Annotated in this window: 18 protein-coding genes; 12 read left to right on the top strand and 6 right to left on the bottom strand. The window is 70.8% G+C overall.

The features are described 5' to 3' along the window. The first annotated feature begins 42 nt into the window (after window positions 1–42). From queA to secF, 5 genes are all read left to right on the top strand, one after another. A complete protein-coding gene (gene queA, locus EYQ95_RS17910; protein ID WP_132328842.1) occupies window positions 43–1,089 on the top strand; it encodes a tRNA preQ1(34) S-adenosylmethionine ribosyltransferase-isomerase QueA in 1,047 nt (348 codons plus the stop codon). A 127-nt stretch (window positions 1,090–1,216) separates the two neighbouring features. After that, window positions 1,217–2,353 (top strand): tRNA guanosine(34) transglycosylase Tgt, encoded by a 1,137-nt coding sequence (tgt, locus tag EYQ95_RS17905; protein ID WP_132328840.1) that lies wholly within the window; start codon window positions 1,217–1,219, stop codon window positions 2,351–2,353. Between the two features lie 80 nt (window positions 2,354–2,433). Next, window positions 2,434–2,772: a preprotein translocase subunit YajC gene (yajC, locus tag EYQ95_RS17900; RefSeq protein WP_132328838.1), complete on the top strand. Its 339-nt coding sequence runs from the start codon at window positions 2,434–2,436 to the stop codon at window positions 2,770–2,772. Window positions 2,773–2,821: 49 nt separating this feature from the next. After that, window positions 2,822–4,681 (top strand): protein translocase subunit SecD, encoded by a 1,860-nt coding sequence (gene secD / locus EYQ95_RS17895; RefSeq protein ID WP_132328836.1) that lies wholly within the window; start codon window positions 2,822–2,824, stop codon window positions 4,679–4,681. A 51-nt stretch (window positions 4,682–4,732) separates the two neighbouring features. Beyond that, window positions 4,733–5,731, top strand: a complete 999-nt coding sequence (gene secF / locus EYQ95_RS17890) for a protein translocase subunit SecF (RefSeq protein ID WP_132328834.1) — start codon at window positions 4,733–4,735, stop codon at window positions 5,729–5,731. Between the two features lie 79 nt (window positions 5,732–5,810). Here the strand turns inward: secF and EYQ95_RS17885 are convergent, their stop codons facing one another. Continuing rightward, the gene (locus EYQ95_RS17885; RefSeq protein ID WP_132328832.1) at window positions 5,811–6,644 is read right to left on the bottom strand and encodes an inositol monophosphatase family protein; all 834 of its coding nucleotides are present in this window, start codon (window positions 6,642–6,644) and stop codon (window positions 5,811–5,813) included. Window positions 6,645–6,722: 78 nt separating this feature from the next. On the opposite strand from EYQ95_RS17885, the gene EYQ95_RS17880 reads away from it, so the two are divergent. The 3 genes from EYQ95_RS17880 to EYQ95_RS17870 all read left to right on the top strand — a co-directional run bounded on the left by EYQ95_RS17880 (window position 6,723) and on the right by EYQ95_RS17870 (window position 10,619). Next, on the top strand, window positions 6,723–7,496 hold the full coding sequence (locus EYQ95_RS17880; protein ID WP_132328830.1) for an RNA methyltransferase: 774 nt from the start codon (window positions 6,723–6,725) through the stop codon (window positions 7,494–7,496). A 67-nt stretch (window positions 7,497–7,563) separates the two neighbouring features. Beyond that, complete coding sequence (locus tag EYQ95_RS17875) at window positions 7,564–8,484, top strand: phosphate/phosphite/phosphonate ABC transporter substrate-binding protein (protein ID WP_370451285.1); 921 nt, start codon at window positions 7,564–7,566, stop codon at window positions 8,482–8,484. After that, entirely contained in the window at window positions 8,481–10,619 is a 2,139-nt protein-coding gene (locus EYQ95_RS17870) for a bifunctional diguanylate cyclase/phosphodiesterase (protein ID WP_132328827.1), read from the top strand. The genes EYQ95_RS17875 and EYQ95_RS17870 overlap by 4 nt, the downstream gene beginning before the upstream one ends. A 257-nt stretch (window positions 10,620–10,876) precedes the next feature. On the opposite strand, the gene EYQ95_RS17865 is transcribed toward EYQ95_RS17870, so the two are convergent. Together EYQ95_RS17865 and EYQ95_RS17860 are read right to left on the bottom strand one after the other, a co-directional pair. Beyond that, the gene (locus EYQ95_RS17865; protein ID WP_132328825.1) at window positions 10,877–11,509 is read right to left on the bottom strand and encodes an exopolysaccharide biosynthesis protein; all 633 of its coding nucleotides are present in this window, start codon (window positions 11,507–11,509) and stop codon (window positions 10,877–10,879) included. Then, window positions 11,487–12,821 carry a hemolysin family protein gene (locus EYQ95_RS17860; RefSeq protein WP_132328823.1) on the bottom strand — a complete coding sequence of 445 codons (1,335 nt, stop codon included), beginning with the start codon at window positions 12,819–12,821 and terminating at the stop codon, window positions 11,487–11,489. The genes EYQ95_RS17865 and EYQ95_RS17860 overlap by 23 nt, the downstream gene beginning before the upstream one ends. A 211-nt stretch (window positions 12,822–13,032) precedes the next feature. Between EYQ95_RS17860 and EYQ95_RS17855 the strand changes: the two genes are divergently transcribed. Continuing rightward, window positions 13,033–13,659 carry a DUF47 domain-containing protein gene (locus EYQ95_RS17855; RefSeq protein ID WP_132328821.1) on the top strand — a complete coding sequence of 209 codons (627 nt, stop codon included), beginning with the start codon at window positions 13,033–13,035 and terminating at the stop codon, window positions 13,657–13,659. Window positions 13,660–13,671: 12 nt separating this feature from the next. Further along, window positions 13,672–14,799 (top strand): inorganic phosphate transporter, encoded by a 1,128-nt coding sequence (locus EYQ95_RS17850; RefSeq protein ID WP_132328819.1) that lies wholly within the window; start codon window positions 13,672–13,674, stop codon window positions 14,797–14,799. A 67-nt stretch (window positions 14,800–14,866) separates the two neighbouring features. Here EYQ95_RS17850 and EYQ95_RS17845 read toward each other — a convergent pair whose 3' ends face one another. Beyond that, window positions 14,867–15,277 carry a hypothetical protein gene (locus tag EYQ95_RS17845; protein WP_132328817.1) on the bottom strand — a complete coding sequence of 137 codons (411 nt, stop codon included), beginning with the start codon at window positions 15,275–15,277 and terminating at the stop codon, window positions 14,867–14,869. Between the two features lie 33 nt (window positions 15,278–15,310). On the opposite strand from EYQ95_RS17845, the gene EYQ95_RS17840 reads away from it, so the two are divergent. Both EYQ95_RS17840 and EYQ95_RS17835 read left to right on the top strand, forming a co-directional pair. Then, the gene (locus EYQ95_RS17840) at window positions 15,311–15,658 is read left to right on the top strand and encodes an MGMT family protein (protein ID WP_132328815.1); all 348 of its coding nucleotides are present in this window, start codon (window positions 15,311–15,313) and stop codon (window positions 15,656–15,658) included. Between the two features lie 63 nt (window positions 15,659–15,721). Beyond that, on the top strand, window positions 15,722–16,384 hold the full coding sequence (locus EYQ95_RS17835) for a rhomboid family intramembrane serine protease (RefSeq protein WP_132328813.1): 663 nt from the start codon (window positions 15,722–15,724) through the stop codon (window positions 16,382–16,384). A 55-nt stretch (window positions 16,385–16,439) separates the two neighbouring features. On the opposite strand, the gene EYQ95_RS17830 is transcribed toward EYQ95_RS17835, so the two are convergent. Both EYQ95_RS17830 and EYQ95_RS17825 read right to left on the bottom strand, forming a co-directional pair. Then, the gene (locus tag EYQ95_RS17830) at window positions 16,440–18,446 is read right to left on the bottom strand and encodes a M13-type metalloendopeptidase (RefSeq protein ID WP_132328811.1); all 2,007 of its coding nucleotides are present in this window, start codon (window positions 18,444–18,446) and stop codon (window positions 16,440–16,442) included. 142 nt (window positions 18,447–18,588) lie between these two features. Next, a complete protein-coding gene (locus EYQ95_RS17825) occupies window positions 18,589–20,796 on the bottom strand; it encodes a M13 family metallopeptidase (protein WP_132328809.1) in 2,208 nt (735 codons plus the stop codon). Window positions 20,797–20,882 lie beyond the last annotated feature (86 nt).

Genomic DNA, 20,882 nt, shown 5'->3' with positions numbered 1-20,882 from the left:
CCGCCGACGCCTGCGCCGTCGCGTTTTCCGCGCGTGAACCGCTTGAAGCGATCCGATTTCGACTACGACCTGCCGCCCGAACTGATCGCCCAGGCGCCGCTGCCGGAGCGCTCGGCGAGCCGTCTGCTCGTGGTGCGGCCGGACGGCGACCTCGAGGACCGCACGTTCCGCGACCTGCCCGCATTGCTGCGCAAGGGCGACCTGCTGGTCTTCAACGACACGCGCGTGATCCCTGCGCGCCTGTTCGGCAGGAAGAGCACGGGCGGGCGGGTGGAGATCATGATCGAGCGCCTGCTGGGCGCCGATCGCGCCCGCGTGCAGCTGGGCGTGAGCAAGTCGCCGAAGGAAGGCGCGGTGATCGAGCTCGATGCCGGCGGCACCGCGCACGTGCTCGGTCGCGAGGAAGGCTTCTACGTGCTGCGCTTCGACGTGCCCGAGCCGCTGGAGTCCTGGCTGCTGCATGCCGGGCGTCTGCCGTTGCCGCCCTATATCCAGCGCGAGCCGGGTGCCGACGATGCCGAGCGCTACCAGACCGTGTTCGCGCGCGAGGTCGGCGCCGTCGCCGCGCCCACCGCGGGCCTGCATTTCGACGAGGCGCTGCTCGAGCGGCTGCGCGCGATGGGCGTGGACTTCGGCCACGTCACGCTGCACGTCGGCGCCGGCACGTTCCAGCCCGTGCGTGAGGACGACGTCAGCCGCCACGTGATGCACAGCGAATGGATCAACGTGGGCGCCGCGCTGGTCGAGCAGGTCCGCCGCACGCGCGAGGCGGGCGGGCGGGTGATCGCCGTGGGCACGACGGTGGTGCGCGCGCTCGAGAGCGCGACGCGGCGGGACGAGGCGGGCGATGCCGAACTCGCGCCGTTCGCGGGCGAGACCCGGCTGTTCATCCTGCCCGGCTACCGCACCACCACGGTCGACGCGCTCGTCACCAACTTCCACCTGCCGCAGAGCACGCTGCTCATGCTGGTCTCGGCCTTCGCAGGCAGGGATCGCGTGTTCCAGGCCTACCGGCACGCCGTCAACGCGCGCTACCGCTTCTTCTCCTACGGCGACGCGATGCTCCTCTTCCCGCGGCCCGGTCCGTAGCGCGGGCAAGCGAAGCGCACCCGGCACGGGCACCTGTTCCGCGGCGCGCGTTCCTTCCCCCGGGCCACGTCGACCCGGCCGCGCATCGAACGGGCGCCACGCCGCGCCACCGCACCAGGGCGATCCCATGAGCCGCATGTCCTTCCAGCTCCTCGGCACCGACGGCGTCGCCCGGCGAGGCCGCCTCACCTTCCCGCGCGGCACGGTCGAGACCCCGGCCTTCATGCCGGTGGGGACCTACGGCTCGGTCAAGGGCGTGATGCCGCAGCAGGTGCGCGAGCTCGGCGCCGAGATCATCCTCGGCAACACCTTCCACCTCTACCTGCGCCCCGGGCTCGACGTCATCGCCGACCACGGCGGCCTGCACGGTTTCGCGCGCTGGAACGGCCCCATTCTCACCGACTCGGGCGGCTTCCAGGTGTTCTCGCTGGCGCATCGGCGCAAGATCACCGAGGAGGGCGTGACCTTCGCCTCGCCGACGGATGGCGCGAAGGTGTTTCTCGGCCCCGAGGAGAGCATGCGCATCCAGAAGGTGCTCGATTCGGACATCGTTATGATCTTCGACGAGTGCCCGCCGGTGCAGAAGGACGGCAAGCCGGTGCATCCGGACGTCGTACGCCGGTCCATGGAGCTTTCGCTGCGCTGGGCCGAGCGGAGCCGGCGCGCGCACGAGCGCAACGACGCCGCGCTGTTCGGCATCGTGCAGGGCGGCGTGCACCACGAGCTGCGCACGCGCTCGGCCGAGGGGCTGAAGGCGATCGGCTTCGACGGCTACGCCATCGGCGGCCTCGCGGTGGGCGAGACCGAGGCCGAGCGCAACGCCATGCTCGAGCACACCGCGCCGCAGCTGCCTGCCGACCGGCCGCGCTACCTCATGGGCGTGGGAAGGCCCGAGGATCTGGTCGAGGCGGTCGCGCGCGGCGTCGACATGTTCGACTGCGTGATGCCCACCCGCAACGCGCGCAATGGCCACTACTTCACGGCCTTCGGCACCGTGCGCGTGCGCAATGCGAAGTACGAGCGCGACACGCGGCCGATCGAGGAAGGCTGCGACTGCTACGCCTGCGCCAACGGCTTCACCCGCAGCTACCTGCGGCATCTGGACCGCTGCAATGAAATGCTCGGCCCGATGCTCGGCACCCTGCACAACCTGCGCTACTACCAGCGCCTGATGGCCGGGATGCGCCTGGCCATCGAGGAGCGCCGCTTCGAAGCCTTCCGCGCGGAGTTCCATCGCCGGCGCCAGGCGGGCGAGGGCGGCTGAACGGGCCGGCGCGCGCGGCCGGGCGGGGCAGGCCGACGCGCGTGGCATAATCCCGGGTCGTTTTCGCCTGGATGAGCGCCATGTCCCTGATCGACCTCGTGATCCCCGCCGCCCATGCGCAGGCCGCCGGCGCGCCGCCCAGCCCGGGCATCAGCACGCTGATCCTGCCGATCGTGCTAGTGGGCGTCATGTACTTCCTGATGATCCGCCCGCAGATGAAGCGCGCGAAGGAGCACCGCGCCATGCTCGAGAAGCTCTCCCGCGGCGACGAGGTGCTGACCAACGGCGGCGTCGCCGGCGTGGTGGCCGACATCGGCGAGAACTTCATCACGGTCGAGGTCGCCGACGGCGTGAAGCTGCGCATCCAGAAGGGCGCCATCTCGAACGTGCTGCCCAAGGGCACCTTGAAGTCGGCCTGATCCGACCCGAAACCGTTTCGACACGCGGCGGGGAGCCGCTGGAATCCCGATGCTGACCTACGCACGCTGGAAATACGTCGTCCTCGTCCTCGTCGTGCTGCTGAGCGCGTTGTATGCGCTGCCGAACGTGTTCCCTCAGGATCCGTCGGTGCAGATCTCCGCCAATCGCGGTGGCCGGATCGACGCGGCGCTCGTGACCCGCGTGCGCGAGACGCTGCGCGCTGCGGGCGTGCAGGCCAAGGCGATCGAGCACGATGCCGACGACGTGCTGGTCCGCCTTCCGGGCGCGGACCAGCAGGTGCGCGTGGCCGATGCGCTGCGCGAGGCCCTGGGCAACGACTACGTCGTGGCCCTCAACCTCGCGGCCACGGTGCCGCCGTGGCTGGAGCGGATCCGCGCCCGCCCCATGCAGCTCGGCCTCGATCTGCAGGGCGGCGTGCACTTCAAGATGCAGGTGGACCAGCAGGCCGCGCGCGACAAGCGCATCGAGGCGCTGGCGGAGGACGTCCGCGTGCAGCTGCGCGAGGCGCGCATCCGCTATGAATCGGTCGAAAGGCGCGCGGACGGCAGCGTGGTGGCGGTGCTGGGTTCGGCGGCGGATGCCGACCGGGCGCGCGAGCTCTTCCTGCGCGGGCAGACCGGCCTGGACGTGCAGGCCGCCGGCGCCTCGCTCGTGGCCCGGTACACCCCGGCGGAGCTGCAGCGCCTGGCGCTGGACGCGGTCGAGCAGAACGTGAGCACGCTGCGCAACCGCGTGAACGCGCTCGGCGTGGCGGAGCCGGTCATCCAGCGCCAGGGCACCGATCGCATCATCGTCGAGCTCCCCGGCGTGCAGGACACCGCGCAGGCCAAGCGCGTGCTGGGTGCGACGGCGACGCTCGAATACCGCGCGGTCGTCGACGGCGACGCGATCAGCGCAGCGGAGACCGGCAACGTCCCGCCGGGAGCCCGCGTCTATTACGAGGTCGGCCCGAACGGCGAACGCCGCCCCGTGCTGCTGAGCAAGCGCGTGATCGCCACCGGCGACCAGCTGGTCGACGCGAAGGCCACGTTCGACTCGCAGACGGGCACGCCGGCCGTGTCCGTGCGCCTCAACAGCGCCGGCGGACAGCGCATGTTCGACTTCACGAGCGAGAACGTCGGCAAGCCGATGGCCGTGGTCTACGTCGAGCGCATCCCCGAGGTGCGGACGGTCAACGGCCGGGAAGTGCGCACGACGCGCCTGAACGAGGAAGTGATCAGCGTCGCCACCATCAACGGCGTGTTCGGCCGCGACTTCCAGACCACGGGCCTGGAGAGCAGCCAGTTCGCCGCCGACCTCGCGCTCCAGCTGCGTTCGGGCTCGCTCGCCGCGCCCATGGACTTCGTCGAGGAGCGCATCGTCGGCCCGAGCCTGGGCGCGGAGAACATCGAGCGCGGCGTACGCGCCGTGCTGTTCTCGTTCGGGTTCACCCTCGTGTTCTTCCTGTTCTACTACCGCGTCTTCGGGCTGATCACCTGCGTGGCGCTGCTGCTGAACCTGCTCGCGCTGGTGGCGGTGATGTCCCTGTTCGGCGCGACGCTCAGCCTGCCGGGCCTGGCCGGCATCGCGCTCACCGTGGGCATGTCGGTCGACGCGAACGTGCTCATCAACGAACGCATACGCGAAGAGCTGCGGGCCGGCATGCCGCCGCAGGCGGCGATCGCGACCGGTTACGACAAGGCGTCCGGGACCATCGCCGACGCCAACATCACCGCCATCCTCGCCGGCATCGCGCTGTTCGCCTTCGGCACGGGCCCCGTGCAGGGCTTCGGCGTGGCGCTCATCGTGGGCATCCTGACCTCGATGTACACCGCCGTCTCGGCCTCGCGCGGCATCGCCACGCTGATCTATGGCCGTCGCCGGCGCCTGCAGTCGATCGCGATCTGACCCGCTCCGGGAGGCCCCGCTTCCCGGCCGCCGGACCCAACGGACGTCCCAATGAAACCGTTCAACCTCTTTCCCTACGACAGCAAGATCGACTTCATGCGCATGCGCTGGGCGTCGATCGCGATCGCGGCGCTGCTGGTGCTGACGTCGATCGGAGCGATCCTCTACCACACCTTCCCGGGTGGCCGCTTCGAGCCGATGGGGACGTTCAATTACGCCATCGACTTCACCGGCGGCGCCGCCGTGGAGCTGAGGACCGAGCGCCCGGCCTCCGTGGAGCGGGTGCGCCAGCGCCTGGCCGACGCGGGGTTCGACAGCGCGCAGGTGCAGACGCTGGGCACCAGCTCGGAGCTGATCGTGCGGCTGCAGCCGAGCGCCGCCGACACCGCGCAGGCGACGGAAGCCAGCGGCATGCAGAGCATCGGCGAGCGCGTCCGCACCGCGCTGGGCACTGAATGGGGCGAGGTGAGCGTGCTCCGCAGCGAGCAGGTCGGTGCGCAGGTCGGCTCCGAACTCGCCGCGCAGGGCATCTGGGCGCTGATCTTCGTGATCGTCGGCTTCCTGGTCTACATCTCGTTCCGCTTCGAGTTCAAGTTCGCCCTGGCGGCCACGCTCACCACGATGCACGACGTGATCCTGGTGCTCGGCTGGTTCGCGATCTCGCGCCACGACTTCGACCTCACCGTGCTGGCGGGCGTGCTGTCGGTGCTGGGCTTCTCGATCAACGACACGATCGTGGTGTTCGACCGTATCCGCGACAACTTCCGCGGCATGCGCGCCAGCCCCGTCGAAGTGCTCAACGTTTCGATCAATCAGACGCTCTCGCGTACGGTGATCACCTCGTTCGCGGCGTTCCTCACGGTGCTCGCGCTCTACCTCTACGGCGGCGGCTCGCTGCGCGGCATGGCCGAGGCGCAGCTGATCGGCGTGGTGATCGGCACGTTCTCGACCATCTTCCTGGCCTGCCCGCTGCTGCTGAAGTTCGGCGTGAGCAAGCAGGACCTGCTGCCCAAGGCCCGCGACGAGGAAGCGCTCGCCCGCCGGCCCTGAGGGCGCCGCGCACGAAAAAAAGGCCGCAGCGATGCGGCCTTTTTTCCTGGGGCCGGCGATCGCCGCCGGTGCCCGCGGGTTATGCGGCGTCGAACGTGCTGGCGTAGCCGCTGTCGACGATGCGCTTTTGCAGCTCGTCGCAGACCTTGAGGTTGCCGGCCACCAGCGGCCGGCCCATCAGGCCGCGGTTGTCCATGGGCCCGGTGGGGCGGCCGCGGAAGTCGACCACCTTGCCGCCGGCCTCGCGCACCAGCAGTGCGCCGGCCGCGATGTCCCAGGGCTTGAGGCCGGCCTCGAAGTAGCCGTCGGCGCGCCCGCAGGCGACGTAGGCCAGGTCCAGCGCGGCCGAGCCGGTCCGGCGGATGTCCTCGGCCGTGTGCAGCAGCCCCTCCAGGCACTTGAGCTGCGCGCCCGCGCGCTCGCGCTCGCGCGGCGGGAAGCCGGTGATGAGCATGGCGCCGTCGAGGTCCTTGCGGTCGGCCACGCGGATGCGCTTGTCGTTGAGCACCGCGCCGCCGCCGCGGGTGGCGTGGAAGATCTCGTTGCGCAGCGGGTCGAACACCAGCCCGTGGATCGGCTCGCCGTTCTCCACCAGCGCGATGGACACGCAGAAGTGCGGAATGCCGCGCAGGTAGTTGCTGGTGCCGTCGAGCGGGTCGATGACCCACGTGTAGCGTGCGCGCGGGCCCGAGTTCAGCGGGCCGCTCTCTTCGCCGAGGATGGCGTAGTCGGGCGTGGCGCGGCGGAACTCCTTGATGATCTCCTTCTCGGCCAGCGCGTCGACCTCGCTGGCGAAATCCATGCGGCCCTTCTCGACGACGTTGAGCGCGTCGAGGCGGTGCATGTGGCGGAGGAGCACGTTGCCGGCGGCGCGCGCGGCCTTGATCATCAAGGTGATGGCGGGTTTCTGCATGGGATTCTTGGGCGCGCTGGCCGTGTAAAAGAGCGGTCCCGCCCGTAGCGGCGGGGCGCGAAGCTTACCATTGGCGGCATGACCCCAGATTTCATCCAGTCGGCCGCCGGCCGCATCCGCATCGTCCTCGTGGGAACCCAGCATCCGGGCAACATCGGCTCGGCCGCGCGCGCGATGAAGACCATGGGGCTGGCGCGGCTGGTGCTCGTCGCCCCGGAAAAGGGCCCCGATGCCGAGTCGTCCGCGCTGGCCGCCGGCGCGGACGACGTCCTCGCCGGGGCCGCGATCGTCGAGGACGTCGCATCGGCGCTGGTGGGCTGTCGCCTGGTGCTGGGCTGCACCGCCCGCAGCCGCCGCGTGGCGCTGCCCGAGCTGGCCCCGCGCGACGCCGCCGCGCGCATCGCGCAGGCCGTGGCAGGGAGCGGCGAGGGCGACGTCGCCCTGCTGTTCGGCCGCGAGCGCACCGGGCTGACCAACGAGGAGCTGCACTTGTGCCACCTCGCGGTCCATATCCCGGCCAATCCCGACTACAGCTCGCTGAACCTGGCCCAGGCCGTGCAGGTGCTGGCCTACGAGGTGAGGATGGCCCTGCTGGAGGCCGCCGGCGAGCAGGCGCCGGCCGGGCCGCGCGACCTCCCGGCCTCCCATGAACAGCTCGAGAGCTTCTACGCCCAGCTGGCCGAGACGCTCGAGGCCATCGACTTCCACAAGGGCCGCGCGCCCGAGAGCGCGATGCGCAAGTTGCGTCGCATCTTCAACCGGGCGGCGCTGGACGAACGCGAGGTGCGCCTGCTGCGCGGCGTGCTCGCCGATGCCCAGCGCATGGCGCGGCTGGCGGGCCAGCGGCCGTAGCGCGTGGTGGTATCGGCGGCCCCGGGATTGGTCTAGGCTTCGCCGGGGGACTCCGCCGGTCGCAACGATGTCGCGCATCATCCGATTCGCCTGCCTGCTGCTGGCCATGGCGCTCGCGCGCCCGATCGCCGCCGGGGACGATGGCTCGTCCGGCGTGCTGGTGCTCGGCCGCATCAGCGACGACCCGCGGGCGCACTACGACCAGCTCAAGCCGCTGCTGGACTACGTGGTGCCGCGCATGGCGGAGGTGGGCATCCGCGAAGGCCGCATCCTGATGGCCAAGGACGCACAGCAGATGGCGAGCTACATGCGCCGGGGCCGCGTCGACTGGGTGACCGAGACCTCGGGCACGGCCATGCTGCTGGCGCAGCGCGCCGGCGCCGAGCCCTTGCTGCTGACCGAGCGGGACGGGACGAGCCACTACCACAGCATCTTCTTCGCCCGCCGCGACCGCGGCCTGCGGCGCCTGGAGGACCTGCGCGGCCGTCGTGTCGCCTTCCAGCGTTCCACGTCGACCAGCGCCTACTTCGTGCCGGCGGCCGAGCTGCTCGGGCGCGCGATGCCGCTGGAGATCCTGCTCTCGCCCGACGACCAGCCCAGCCCGCGGGCCGTGGGCTACCTGTTCGCGCGCTCGGAACTCAACATCGCGACGTGGGTCCACAAGGGGCTGGTCGACGTCGGCGTGATGAGCAACCTCGACTGGAACAACCCGCGTCGCGTGCCTGCCGCGTTCCGCCGCGATTTCGTCATCATCGGCCGCACGCCGCCGTACCCGCGGGCGGTGGAGCTGATGCGTGGAGACCTCGACCCCAGGGTGGCCAGGCGACTGCGCGAGGTGCTGTTGCGGGCGTCGCACGACCCGGCGGGGCGCGAGGCGCTCGCGCGGTTCTTCGGGACCAGCCGCTTCATTCCCATCGACGCCGAGTCGGCGCGCGCGCTCGAGCGCATCGGGCGGGGCGTCGCGCAGGTGAAGGCGGACGTCGAATGAAGCTCCGCATCGGCCTGCAGGCGCAGTTCTTCGCCATGGTCGGCCTGGCGGTCCTGGTGGTCACGGCGCTGATGGTCCTGTTCTGGATGCGCCAGCAGGAGGCGCAGGTGGCGGTGGAGCGCCTGTCGCGCCAGGCCACCGACGAGGTGCTGGACGCCAACCTGCGCAGCCGCGCGGAAGGCACCGTGGTGCAGCTCTCCGAGAGCCTGGCCAACCCGCTGTATTACTTCGACCTGGACGCCGTCGGCACGATCGCGCAGTCGATGCTGCGCCAGCCGGGCGTGCGCTACGTGCTCGTCTTCGATGCCGACGGCAACGTGCTGCACGACGGCACGCAGGACATCCCCAGCTACGGCAAGCGCATGGACGACCCGCTGGCCTACGGGGCGATCGGCAGCCGCGAGGTCCACGTGCAGCTCACCGACGAGATCATGGACGTGTCGGCGCCCGTGATGCTGGGCGAAGGACGGCTGGGCGGCGTGCGCATCGGCTTCGACCGCATCCAGGGCCGCGGTTTCCAGTCCGAGGCCATCGACACCCTGCGCGACCAGGTGCGCGCGCTGGGCGACCGCCAGCTACTGGCGATCCTCCTGCTGACGGCCGCGCTGCTTGCCCTGGGCGGCGTGCTGCTGGCACTCATCCAGCGCGGCATGGTGCGGCCGATCGCGCAGCTCGCGGACTCGGCCCGGGCCATCGAGGGCGGGCGCTTCGATACCGAGCTGCCGGTGAGCCGCCGCCAGGACGAACTCGGCGACCTGATCCGTGCCTTCGGCCGCATGAGCCAGAGCGTGGCGCGCCACGACCGCGAGATCCGGCGCATGGCCTATACCGATGCGCTGACCGGCCTGGCGAACCGGCTCGCCTTCCGGGAGATGCTCGACGCGCGCGTGCTGCGCCTGAACGGCGTGGGCCGGCAGCTGGCGCTGCTGTTCGCCGACATCGACGATTTCAAGCGCATCAACGACAGCCTCGGACACGATGCCGGCGATGAAGTGCTGCTGCAGTTCGCCCAGCGCATCTCCAACGCCGTGGCCGACGTGGGCGGGCCCGAGGCGAAGGTGGCGCGCTTCGGTGGCGACGAGTTCGTCATCCTGGTCGACCAGGGCGACGTGCGCCAGACCGCCACGGCGCTGGCCGAGCGGCTGGTATCGGTGCTCGCCGAGCCGCTCACCGTGCAGGGCCGGCAGGTCTTCCTGGGCACGTCGGTGGGCGTGACCCTTTTCCCCGACGATGCCGCGGGCGCGACCGCGCTGCTCAAGAACGGCGACGTGGCCATGTACCAGGCGAAGGTGGCCGGCAAGAACTGCTACCGCTTCTACAGCCGCGCGATGAACGAGGCGATGGAGCGGCGCATGCATCTGGAGCACGAGCTGCGCGGCGCCTGGGAGCGCGGCGAGCTGCGGGTGGTCTACCAGCCGGTGTACCGCGTCGCCGACCGGGCGCTCGTCGGCGCCGAGGCGCTGCTGCGCTGGCGCCATCGCGAACAGGGGGTGATCGCGCCCTCGGTGTTCATCGACGTGGCCGAGCAGAGCGGGCTGATCGAGGTCATCGGCCCGCAGGTGATGCGCGCCGCGTGCGGCGACGCCCGGCGCTGGTCGGATGCACGCCGGCCCGGGGACATGCCGCTTTTCGTCTCGGTCAACGTGTCGCCGCGCCAGCTGCGCAGCGGCGACCTGGCACGCGTGGTGGAGGCCTGCCTGCGAGATGCGGGCCTTGCCGCATCGCAACTGCACATCGAGCTGACCGAGACGGCGGTCATCAGCGACGAGGCGCATGCCGGCCAGCTGCTGTCACGCCTGCGCGCGCTCGGGGTGAAAGTCTGGCTCGACGATTTCGGCACCGGCTTCTCCGGCCTGAGCCACCTGCGGCGCGTGCCCGTGGATGGCGTCAAAATCGACCGCAGCTTCATCGCCGACGCGCTGCGCGACCCCGATGACCTCGCACTGACCTCCGCGATCATCGCGATGGCGCACTCGCTGGGCATCACCGTGGTGGCCGAAGGCGTGGAGCAGGAGGGGCAGTTCGCGCTGCTGCGCGAGCGGCGCTGCGACCTCGCCCAGGGCTACTGGCTCGGCCACCCGCTGGAGATGGACGAGTTCCTGGCGCTGCTGTTGGGGGAACCCGTCGCCAGCTGATGCCAGGGCCGCCTATGGCCGCGGCTGCAAGGCGCGCTGTGCCGCGGCAGCGTCGGGCCATGGGGCAGGTTGGCCAGCCCCGGCGCCATGGCACGGCGCAGCGATGTGCGCTTGCGGCCATCGTCCCGGCGGGAGCGTGCGTCCAGCCACGTCGGCCTCGACGACAGCCCACTTCCTGCCCGCGGCGGAGCCCGTGTCCCGAGCCAAAGCGACGGGCGCCGGGCGGCCTCTGCCGCTCCGGCACGGGCGATCCCCTCTCAGGCGCCTCGCGTCGCCGCCACCAGCGCGTGCAGGGCGGTCTCGCCCAGCGCCCCGAAGCTCGCGATGGCGGCCAGCCCGGCCACCCACGCCGCCAGCATCAGCACGCCGTCGCGCTCGAGCAGCGCCAGGGCGAACAGCAGCAGCAGGCCGGCCAGCACGTAGTTGGTGAAGGGAATCGGCAGCGAGAGCAGCAGGCCCAGCACCAGCACCAGAAGCCCGGTGACGACGTCGGCCAGCCAGTGGTCGAGCATCACCACCAGCCGCGGGCGCACCACGCGCTCCAGCCGGTGCAGCCAGGGGGCCAGCCGGTCGCGCATGCGCGCCATCGTGCCGCGCGTGGGCCCGCGGCGCGCAACGAAGCCCGGCAGCCAGGGCTGGCGCAGGCGCACGAGCAACTGGATGCCCACGAGCATCACCAGCGGCCCGCTGAGCGCGCCGGCAAGCCCGGGGATGGGGATGAACGCCGGCGCGGTCGACGCCATCAGCAGCATGCCGAAGGCGCGGTCGCCCAGGCCCTGGAACAGTTCGCCCAGGCGCAGGCTGTCGGTGGGGTCGCCGTCGGCGATGCTGTCCAGCAGCGCCCGTGTTCCGACCTCGGGCGGCACGTCAGGCCGGCCTCTGGTCGCCATCGTCTTCCGCCGGCGGCAGCGGGGACAGCAGCAGCTTGTCCACGCGCGGTCCGTCGAGGTCGACCACCTCGATGCGCCAGCCGTCCCAGACGAAGTGCTCGCCTGCATGCGGGATGCGGCCGAAGTGCGCGATCACCATGCCGGCGGCGGTGTGGAAGTCGTGCTCGTCCTCGCCCGGCAGCTGCGCGCGGCCGAAGACCTCGCGCAGTTCCTCGGTGCCCAGCGCCCCGTCGACGAGGAGCGAGCCGTCGGCACGCTGCACCACGCCCGCGGAAGCCTCGTCGCGCTCCCCCGACTGGATACGTCCGAGCACCGCACCCATGACGTCGTTGACCGTCACCAGGCCGGTGACGTCGCCGTATTCGTCGACCACCAGCGCGAGCGACTGCTGCTCCTCCCGGAAGATCTCCAGCAGCTTCAGTGCCGGCGTGGACTCCGACACGAACAACGGCTCGCGCAGCTCGGCGAACAGCTCGGGCACCGTCCCGGTGGCCAGCGCGCGCAGGAGCGACTTCACCTCCAGCACGCCCAGCACGTCCTGGTCGCTGCCGCGGTAGACGGGGAAGCGCGAGAACGGCGCTTCCCGCATGGCTTCCAGGTTCTCCTCGAGGGGGGCGGCCGCGTCCAGCCACGCGATGCGCGTGCGCGGCGTCATCAGGCTCTCGGTGACGCGATCGCCCAGCGAGAGCACGCGGTTCATCATCTTGCGCTCGTCGGCGTCGATCACGCCCTGCTCGTGGCTTTCCGTCACCAGCAGGCGGATCTCCTCCTCGCTGATCTCGCTGCGGCCTTCGTCGCGCACGCCAAGCAGGCGCAGCACGCCACGGTTGATCGTCCCCAGGCCCCGCACCAGCGGGCGGGCGGCGCGCGACAGGAAGCCCAGCGGCAGCGCCACGACCACGGCGATCCGCTCGGGGTTGGTCAGCGCCAGGCGCTTGGGGACGAGTTCGCCGAAAATGACCGACGCCGCCGTGATCATGCCCACCGCCGTGCCCAGGCCGATGGGCGTGGCGTACTCGCGGGCATCGGGCCACCAGCCCTCGATGGCGCCGGCGATCATCAGCCCGATCGCCTCGCCGCCGAAGACGCCGGCCAGCACGCCGATCAGGGTGATGCCGATCTGCACGGTCGAGAGCAGGTCGTCGGGCTTCTCGGCCAGCGCCAGCGCGGCGCGGGCCCCACGGCCGCCGGCGCCCTTCTCCTCGGCCATCTGCTTGAGCCGCAGCTTGCGCGAGGTCATCAGGGCCATCTCCGACATCGCGAAGAAGCCGTTGAGCAGGATCAGGAAGGCGACGACGAGCAGCTCAACCATGACGCCCCCGCAGCGGGCGCCAGGCGGGGCGGGAGGGCAGGGCGGCCGCGGTACTCCGCGGTTCCGGGTCGTCGTCCATCGGGCAAGGGGAGCTGTGGGGCGGACGATGGTAGCAGCCGCGTGAAGGGCCGTTTCGTGAAGGCATGTCGGGGAACGTCACGAAACCGTCATAATTGCCGGCTCGCCGCATACCCACCGAGGGGCCCCGCGCATGTTCTCCCTGCAGACCATTTTCGGCCAAGGCAAGCAGTTCTACACGCTGCTCGAAGAAGCCGCGGTTGCCGCCCACGACAGCACCCGGGCGCTGCACGCGATGCTCAAGGAAAGCGCCAGCCAGCCCGCGCTGGACGCGTTCAAGCTCGCGCGCCAGCGCGAGCGCACGGCCGCCGAGAAGATCAGCCAGGAGCTGGTCAACAGCTTCATCACCCCGATCGAGCGCGAGGACATCGAGGCGCTCGGGTCGGCGCTTTACAAGATCCCCAAGCAGGTCGAGAAGTTCGCGGACCGCTATTCCCTCGCGCTGCAGCACCTCGACGGCATCGACTTCGCGCCCCGTGCGGCGATGCTGGAGCAGGCCGCGGGCGTGGTGGTGGAGATGGTCCGCCAGCTGCCGGCGCTCAAGCTCGAGCCGATGAAGGCGCTGTCGGACCGCCTGCGCGCGATCGAGAACGAGGCCGACCGCCTCATGCTCGAGCTCTACCGCGACATCTACAGCGGCAAGCTCGACCACCTGCAGATGTTCCTGCTCAAGGAATTCTTCGAGATCCTCGAGAAGGCGATCGACCGCTGCCGCGAGGCGGGCGTGGTCGCCTACGAGATCGTGCTCAAGAACTCCTGACGGGACGCCGCGATGCTCACCCTCGTCCTGCTCGTCGTGCTCACGGCGCTGGTCTTCGAGTACATCAACGGCTTCCACGACACGGCCAACTCCATCGCCACGGTGGTGGCGACCAAGGTCCTCTCGCCGGGCCAGGCGGTGGCGCTGGCGGCCCTCACCAACCTGGTCGGCGCCCTCTGGGGCACCGCGGTCGCCAAGACCATCTCCTCGGGGCTGATCGACTCGGGCGTGGTCACCGTCAGCTCGCAGCTGATCCTGTGCGCACTGCTCGGCGGCATCGTCTGGAACCTCATCACCTGGTACTGGGGGCTGCCCTCGTCGTCCTCGCACGCGATGATCGGCGGCCTGGTCGGCGCGGCCTTTGCCGCGGCGATGAACAACCCGGAGGTCGTGGTCTGGTCCGAGGTCAAGGACCCCTGGTACAAGAGCGCCGGCGTCCTGTGGAAGGTCATCGTGCCCATGGTGTCCTCGCCGCTGGCGGGCTTCACCGCCGGCTTCCTGGTGATGGGCATCCTGTTCGCGCTGATCGGGCTGATGGCCAGGCAGGGCGGATGGCTGGCGCGCATCGCGCGGCCGCGCTGGGTCAACAGCTTCTTCGGCAAGGCGCAGCTGGTCAGCGCCGGTGCCATGGGCTTCGCGCATGGCTCCAACGACGCGCAGAAGACCATGGGCATCATCGCGCTCGCGCTCGTGGGGGCGCAGGCCGAAGGCACGCTGGACAACCTCCCGGCCTGGCTCGCCTTCCTGCATCCCTCGCCGGGTGCGATGGCCAACAACGACATCGACGCCTGGATCAAGATCACCTGCGCGCTGGTGATGGCGGCCGGCACGGCGGCGGGCGGCTGGCGCATCATCAAGACGCTCGGGCACAAGCTGGTGAAGCTGCACCCCATCCACGGCTTCGCGGCCGAGAGCAGCGCGGCGGCGGTGATCCTCACGGCGTCCGGCCTGGGCATCCCGGTTTCGACCACGCACAACATCTCGTCGGCCATCATGGGCGTGGGTACCGCCAAGCGCTCGAACGCCATCAGGTGGACGGTGGTCGAGAAGATGATCTGGGCCTGGATCCTGACCATCCCGATGGCGGGTGGCATCGCCTACCTGCTGTTCTTGGGGCTGCGCTCGGTCGGCTGGGCCTGAGCCCGGCGGTGGCAAACGAAAAGGCCCGCGAAAGCGGGCCTTTTTTCGTGCCGCGGTGTCGGCGCGGTCAGAACAGGTCGCCGCCCGCCGACAGCGTGCGCTCCATGCGGTCGCCCAGGCCGCCGATCTCCAGTACCAGCCGCTGCACCTCGGCGAGATCCAGGCCCTCCATCGGCCGGTTCTCGACCAGCTGCAGGTGCGGCACCCCGTCCAGGTCGCCCAGCGCGAGGTAGCCCACCTGGCTTTCCCAGTTGAACGTCAGGGCGCGGCGTGCGTCGACCCCCGTCATGGGCGCGACGGCGGTGCTCACGCGCAGGAACTCGCGGCCGTCCTCGTCGGCCAGCCGGCTGAGGAAGATGGCCTGGTGGCGGCGGCCCTGCTCGAGCGAGAGCTCGACGCACATGACGTGGTCGTCGCCCAGGCGGATGTCGTAGCCCTCGCCGTCGAGGAAGTCGTGGATGGCCTGGAAGTCGCGCATCGGGTTCTCCGTGGTCGTGGCTATGCTATCGCCATGACCGCCACGCCGGATACGCGGCAAGCCGCGCAGCGCATCTACGCCGCCATCCGGGCGATCCCCGCGGGCGAGGTGGCGGGCTATGGCGAAGTCGCGCGGCGTGCCGGGCTGCCGGGCCGCGCACGCCTGGTCGCGCGGCTGCTGTCGACCGGCGGTGAGCCCGGCCTGCCCTGGCACCGCGTGCTGCGATCGGACGGGCGCATCGCCTTCCCCGAAGGCTCCGACGGCCACCGGGAGCAGCGCGAGCGGCTGCGCGCCGAGGGCGTCGAGGTTTCGGGCGGCCGCGTGGTCGGGCGCCGCGCACGGCCCACGCTCGACGAAACGCTGTGGGGCCCGCCGCGTTAGCGAAGCGTGCAGCACTTATTGCGGTGCAGCAGCTACCATGAACGCGTTCCCCGGGGAGTCGCGATGTTCGCCAAACTGCCGCCCGCCACGAAAGCCCTGCTGATCGCGAACGGCGTGATGTTCCTGCTCCAGTGGCTGTTCCAGAGCACGCAGGCCGGGGGCATCCTCGAATACCTGGAGCTGTGGCCGCTCGGCGGGGGCGAATCCGGGGCGCCGGACTTCATGCCCTGGCAGCTGGTCACCTACGGCTTCCTGCATGGCTCGGCCTCGCACCTGATCTTCAACATGCTCGCGCTCTTCATGTTCGGCGCGCAGGTCGAGCATGTCTGGGGAGCGCGGCGCTTCCTTGGCTACTACCTCACGTGCGTGGCCGGCGCGGCGGTCTGCCAGCTGCTGGTGGGCGCGGCGACGATGTCCATGGGAGGCGAGGCGTACCCCACCGTCGGGGCCTCGGGCGGCGTCTTCGGGCTGCTGCTGGCCTACGGCATGCTGTTCCCGCACCAGCGCGTGATGCTGCTGATCCCGCCGGTGCCGATGAAGGCGCGCACGCTGGTCATCGTCTACGGCGTGATCGAGCTGCTGCTGGGCGTGACCGGCACGATGCCGGGTGTCGCCCATTTCGCCCACCTGGGCGGCATGCTGTTCGGCTGGCTGCTGATCCGGCAGTGGCGGCGCCGGCCGCCGCCGGGCGGGCGACGCCGGCCGCCCTTGCGCGCGGTCCACTGAAAACGACGAAGGCCGCGGCGATCACCGCGGCCTTCGCGTTCCGGCTGCCGGAGCCTCAGGGCCAGAGGCGGATCTGCTGGTCCGGCTTGGGGGCCATCGGGCTGCCGGCCTTGCAGGTGAACGCAGCGGCGAAGCCGGGCTGGTTGGCGAGGGCCAGGTTCGTGCGCCACGTACCGGGCGGGTAGATGCTGGTGGCGGCACGCTCGGTGGCCGCGTCGACCGCCACCTGCTCCGGCCACAGCCGCGCCCAGCCCGTGTAGAAGGCCTGCATGTCGACGGCCGTGGCTGACGGCTGCATGCGGCGCAGCGCGGCCTCGGCGAGCTCCACGCCCGCCATGTCGGCGACCAGCACGTCGTCGACCAGGCTGCCGTTGAGGTTCACGCCGGCAAGCCCCGGATACGCGCGGCTCGCGGCCTGGCCGGCCACGCGCGAGGCCAGCGAGGCCCATGCGGCCGTTTCGACAGGCGTCCACCAGTCGCGCGCCTCGCCGCGCGCACCGATCAGGCGGCCGCGCGCGTCGATGGCATGGCTCAGCTCGTGCCCGACCAGCGCGCCGTACGCGCCGTACTGCGCGGGCAGAGGCTGCGTCATGTCGAGCACGGGCGGCTGGAGGACCGCCGCGGTGACGATCAGGCGGTTCTGCGGCACGTCGTAGGCGAGCGCGGGCTGCTGCGGCAGCACGTCCCAGCGACGGTCGGCATTGCCGCGGCCGATGCGGCGCATCTCCTCGCGGTGGCGCCAGGTGGAGGCGATCAGCATGTTGCTGCCGAAGCTGCCGCGGCCCATGGGCTGCACGGTGTAGTCGAGGTCGCGACGCGGGGCGCCGACCTCGATCCGCAGCGCGGCGAGCTTGGCGCGGGCCTCCGCGCGCGCGGCATCACCCAGGCGCGGGTCGCGGTCGACGGCGGCGACGAGCGCGTCGCGCACCTGCGTGGCGATCTCCTCGGCGCGTGCACGGGTGGTGGCGGGGAGGTGGCGCGCGACGTACTCGCGGCCCAGCATCGGGCCGGCGGCGAGATTGATCGCGTCCAGCACCTGCTGCTGGCGCGGCGCCGGCGCCGCCTGGCCCGCGAGCACGCGGCCGCGGAAATCGAAATGCGCATCGCGCCAGGCCTTGCTGAGGTAGGGCGCCATCGCATCGCCCACGCGCCAGCGCAGGTAGGCCTTCCACTGCGCCGGCGGCAGCGAGCCGACGAGGTTGTCCAGCAGGGTGAACAGGGCCGGGTTGGCCATCGAGACCTGGTCGTCGGTCACGCCCTGCGCCTTGATGAATTCCGCCAGCTGCAGGCGCTTGAACTGCTTGGCCAGGCCGGCCGTGGGCACGGGCGCATGGCCGGCGCGCGGGTCCTGCTGCGCGCGCAGCGGCAGGGCAGCCTGCGCCAGGCGGGTTTCGAGGTCGATCACCCACTGCGCCTCGGCCGCGGCCTGCGCCTCCGGCGTGCCGGTGAGGGTGAGGATGCGCTGCACGTAGGCGCGGTAGCGCGCCATCACGTCGCGCGTTTCCTGGTCGGTGCGCGTGTAGAAGGCCGGGTCGGGCAGGCCGAAGCCGCCGTCGGTGAAGTAGCCGATGTGGCGGCTGGTGTCGGCGAGGTCGACGTCCGCGCCGAAGTTGAAGGCCACCGGGATGCCGACCTGGTGCAGCGCGGCGATCGACGGCGGGATGTCCTTGGCGCGGCGGATCGCGTTGATGCGCGAGATCAGCGGGCCCACCGGGTTGGCGCCGTCGCGCTCCACCGCGGCTTCGTCCAGCCCGCTCGCCCAGAAATCGCCGAGCAGCTTCTGCACGGTGTTCTGCGGCGCCTGCATCGCGGCAGTGAGCAGGTCGATCTGCTGCTGTTGCGCGCGCGCGGCGAGCTGCTCCATGGCCGATACCGACGCCGTGCCCGGCAGCAGCGGATTGGCCGCCAGCCAGTCCGCATTGGCCTGCGCATGGAAGTCGGTGCATGCGGGCGAGGTGGCGGGCGCCTTGGCCTTGCGGCTCCTCTGCGCGGCCGCATCGGTGGAAACGGAGGCGGCAAGTACGGCGATGGCGAGCGCGCAGACGAGCGGACGTGGAATCATCGGGGGAGAGGTCCGGTGGCCGAAATCGGCGGCAGTCTAGCAACGGGCCCACGCGCGCACTCAACGATTCCGTCACGCCGCAACGACGAAGGGCCCGGCATGTGCCGGGCCCTTCGCGTGACGCCGATCGGGCAGTGCGTGCTTACCAGATCACGACCTGCTGATCGCCCTGTCGCACCATCGGCGCGCCCGGCTTGCACTGGAACGCCGCGGCGAAGGCCGGCAGGTTGGAAGGCGCGCCGATCGCGCGGAAGTTCGCCGGTGCGTGCGGGTCGGTGGCCAGGCGCACCTTCAGCTCCTCCGGCGTGAAGTTGCGGCGCCAGACGGTGGCCCAGTTCGCGAAGAAGCGCTGGTCGCGCGTCATGCCGTCGATCATCGGATCCGGCGTGCCGGCGGTGGCGCGCTTCATCGCGTCGTACGCGGTGGCCAGGCCGCCGAGGTCGGCGATGTTCTCGCCCAGCGTCAGCTTGCCGTTGACCTTCGCGCCCGGCGCCGCTTCGTACGCGTTGAACTGCGCGACGAGCTTGTCGGTGAGCCCGCCGAAGCCCTTGGCGTCGGCCGGGGTCCACCAGTTCTCGAAGTTGCCGGTGGCTCCGAAGCGCGAGCCCTGGTCGTCGTAGCCGTGGATCATCTCGTGGCCGATCACTGCGCCGATGCCGCCGTAGTTGAGCGGATCGTCGGCCTTCGGGTCGAAGAACGGCGGCTGCAGGATCGCGGCCGGGAAGACGATCTCGTTCTGCAGCGGGTTGTAGTAGGCGTTGACCGTCTGCGGGCTCATGCCCCATTCGGTCTTGTCCACCGGCTTGCCGATCTTGCCCAACTGCCAGCGGTAGTTGAACTCGTTGGCGGCCAGCACGTTGCCGATGTAGCTGTCGCGCGAGGTGGCCAGGCCGTCCCACGGGCGCCACTTGTCGGGATAACCGATCTTGGGCGTGAAGCTGGCCCACTTCTCCATGGCCTTCTTCTTGGTGTCCTCGCTCATCCACGGCAGGTTCTCGATGCGGGCCTTGAGCGCCTGGCTCAGGTTGCCGACCAGCTCCTGCATGCGCTGCTTGGACTCGGGCGAGAACGCGACCTTGACGTACATCTGGCCCAGCGCCTCGCCGGCCTGGCCCTCGATGGTGTCGAGCACGCGCTTGCCGCGCTCCTTCATTTCCTTCTGGCCGCGCAGCGCCTTGTTGTAGAAGTTGAAGTGCTCCTCGGCGAAGGCGTCGGCGAGGTAGGGCGATGCGCTGTCGACCAGGTGGAAGCGCAGGTAGCTCTGCCACTGCGCCACGGGCACGTCGCCGAGCATCTTCGAGACTTCCTGGTGGAAGCCCGGGATCGCCAGCGAGAACATCTGCGGCGCGGCGATGCCCTGCGAGGCGAAGAACTTCGACCACGGGAAGTTCGGCGTGAGCTTGTCGGCATCGGCCACGCTCACCGGGTTGTAGTAGAGCGAGACGTCGCGCGAGAGCTCCTCGCTGGACTTCGACGCGCGTGCAAGGCGCGTCTCGAACGCGATCACGTCCCTGGCCTGCTTCGCCGCATCGGCGGCCGGCACGCCCGACAGCTCGAGTACCTTCGCCACGTGCTGCTCGTAGGCGGCGAGCTTGTCCTTCTTGTCGGCGTCGAAGTAGTAGGTCTTGTCCGGCAGGCCCAGGCCGCCCTGTCCGGCATAGGCGATGTTCATCGCCGAGTTCTTGAAGTCGGCCTCGGGGCCGAACGAGAACAGGAAGCCTTCGCCCTTCGCGGCGGACGTGCGCAGGTGCTCGGCTACCTGCTCGGGGGTGGACAGCGCGGCGATCGCGTCGATGCGGTCCTGCAGCGGCTTCAGGCCGGCGGCATTGATGGCCTCGGCGTTCATGCCGGTGGCCCAGAAGTCGCCGACGATCTTCTCGACGCCCGTGGCGCCCTTCATCGCGGCGGCCTGCTCGGCGATCTGGCGCTGCACCGCGGTGCTGCGCTCGTCGAGCATCTCGAACGCGCCCCACGAGGTGCGGTCGCCGGGGATCTGGTTGGCTGCGAGCCACTTGCCGTTGACGTGCCCGCCGAAGTCGGTGCAGGCGTCCTTCGACGGATCGAGGTCGGCCTTGCCGAAGCGGTTCACCGGCGGCAGCTTGCTCTCGTCGATCTTCAGCGTCGCGCCCTGCGTCGCGGGCGTCGCGGCCATCGCGCCGTCGGCGGACTCCTTCTGCGGGCAGCCGGTGAGCACCGCGGCGATGGCGAGGGAGAGGAGGACTTGGGGTCTGTTGAGGGTCACGTCGGGCTCCAGGGGCCGGGACAGCGGATGCGAAAGGCGTGCGGCGGCAGGCCGCCTGCCGCGCGACATTAGCCCGAAGCGGCCGGGTTGTGCGGTGTCGAAGGTCATGCCGCAGGCCGGGCGGCCACTCCGGCTGAACGGCGCGGGTGGGCGCGGCTCGCCGTGCGGGGGCGTTTGCCGTAGGATGCCTCCTG

The organism is Lysobacter sp. N42 (assembly GCF_004344885.1).
This window is presented reverse-complemented; position numbering and strand designations above follow the sequence as displayed.

What these genes read in the sequence shown, in the direction of transcription:
- tgt (WP_132328840.1), top strand. Translation starts at nt 1,217, where the DNA reads ATGAGCCGCATGTCCTTCCAGCTCCTCGGCACCGACGGCGTCGCCCGG.
- yajC (WP_132328838.1), top strand. Translation starts at nt 2,434, where the DNA reads ATGTCCCTGATCGACCTCGTGATCCCCGCCGCCCATGCGCAGGCCGCC.
- secD (WP_132328836.1), top strand. Translation starts at nt 2,822, where the DNA reads ATGCTGACCTACGCACGCTGGAAATACGTCGTCCTCGTCCTCGTCGTG.
- secF (WP_132328834.1), top strand. Translation starts at nt 4,733, where the DNA reads ATGAAACCGTTCAACCTCTTTCCCTACGACAGCAAGATCGACTTCATG.
- EYQ95_RS17885 (WP_132328832.1), bottom strand. Translation starts at nt 6,644, where the DNA reads ATGCAGAAACCCGCCATCACCTTGATGATCAAGGCCGCGCGCGCCGCC.
- EYQ95_RS17880 (WP_132328830.1), top strand. Translation starts at nt 6,723, where the DNA reads ATGACCCCAGATTTCATCCAGTCGGCCGCCGGCCGCATCCGCATCGTC.
- EYQ95_RS17875 (WP_370451285.1), top strand. Translation starts at nt 7,564, where the DNA reads ATGTCGCGCATCATCCGATTCGCCTGCCTGCTGCTGGCCATGGCGCTC.
- EYQ95_RS17870 (WP_132328827.1), top strand. Translation starts at nt 8,481, where the DNA reads ATGAAGCTCCGCATCGGCCTGCAGGCGCAGTTCTTCGCCATGGTCGGC.
- EYQ95_RS17865 (WP_132328825.1), bottom strand. Translation starts at nt 11,509, where the DNA reads ATGGCGACCAGAGGCCGGCCTGACGTGCCGCCCGAGGTCGGAACACGG.
- EYQ95_RS17860 (WP_132328823.1), bottom strand. Translation starts at nt 12,821, where the DNA reads ATGGTTGAGCTGCTCGTCGTCGCCTTCCTGATCCTGCTCAACGGCTTC.
- EYQ95_RS17855 (WP_132328821.1), top strand. Translation starts at nt 13,033, where the DNA reads ATGTTCTCCCTGCAGACCATTTTCGGCCAAGGCAAGCAGTTCTACACG.
- EYQ95_RS17850 (WP_132328819.1), top strand. Translation starts at nt 13,672, where the DNA reads ATGCTCACCCTCGTCCTGCTCGTCGTGCTCACGGCGCTGGTCTTCGAG.
- EYQ95_RS17845 (WP_132328817.1), bottom strand. Translation starts at nt 15,277, where the DNA reads ATGCGCGACTTCCAGGCCATCCACGACTTCCTCGACGGCGAGGGCTAC.
- EYQ95_RS17840 (WP_132328815.1), top strand. Translation starts at nt 15,311, where the DNA reads ATGACCGCCACGCCGGATACGCGGCAAGCCGCGCAGCGCATCTACGCC.
- EYQ95_RS17835 (WP_132328813.1), top strand. Translation starts at nt 15,722, where the DNA reads ATGTTCGCCAAACTGCCGCCCGCCACGAAAGCCCTGCTGATCGCGAAC.
- EYQ95_RS17830 (WP_132328811.1), bottom strand. Translation starts at nt 18,446, where the DNA reads ATGATTCCACGTCCGCTCGTCTGCGCGCTCGCCATCGCCGTACTTGCC.
- EYQ95_RS17825 (WP_132328809.1), bottom strand. Translation starts at nt 20,796, where the DNA reads ATGACCTTCGACACCGCACAACCCGGCCGCTTCGGGCTAATGTCGCGC.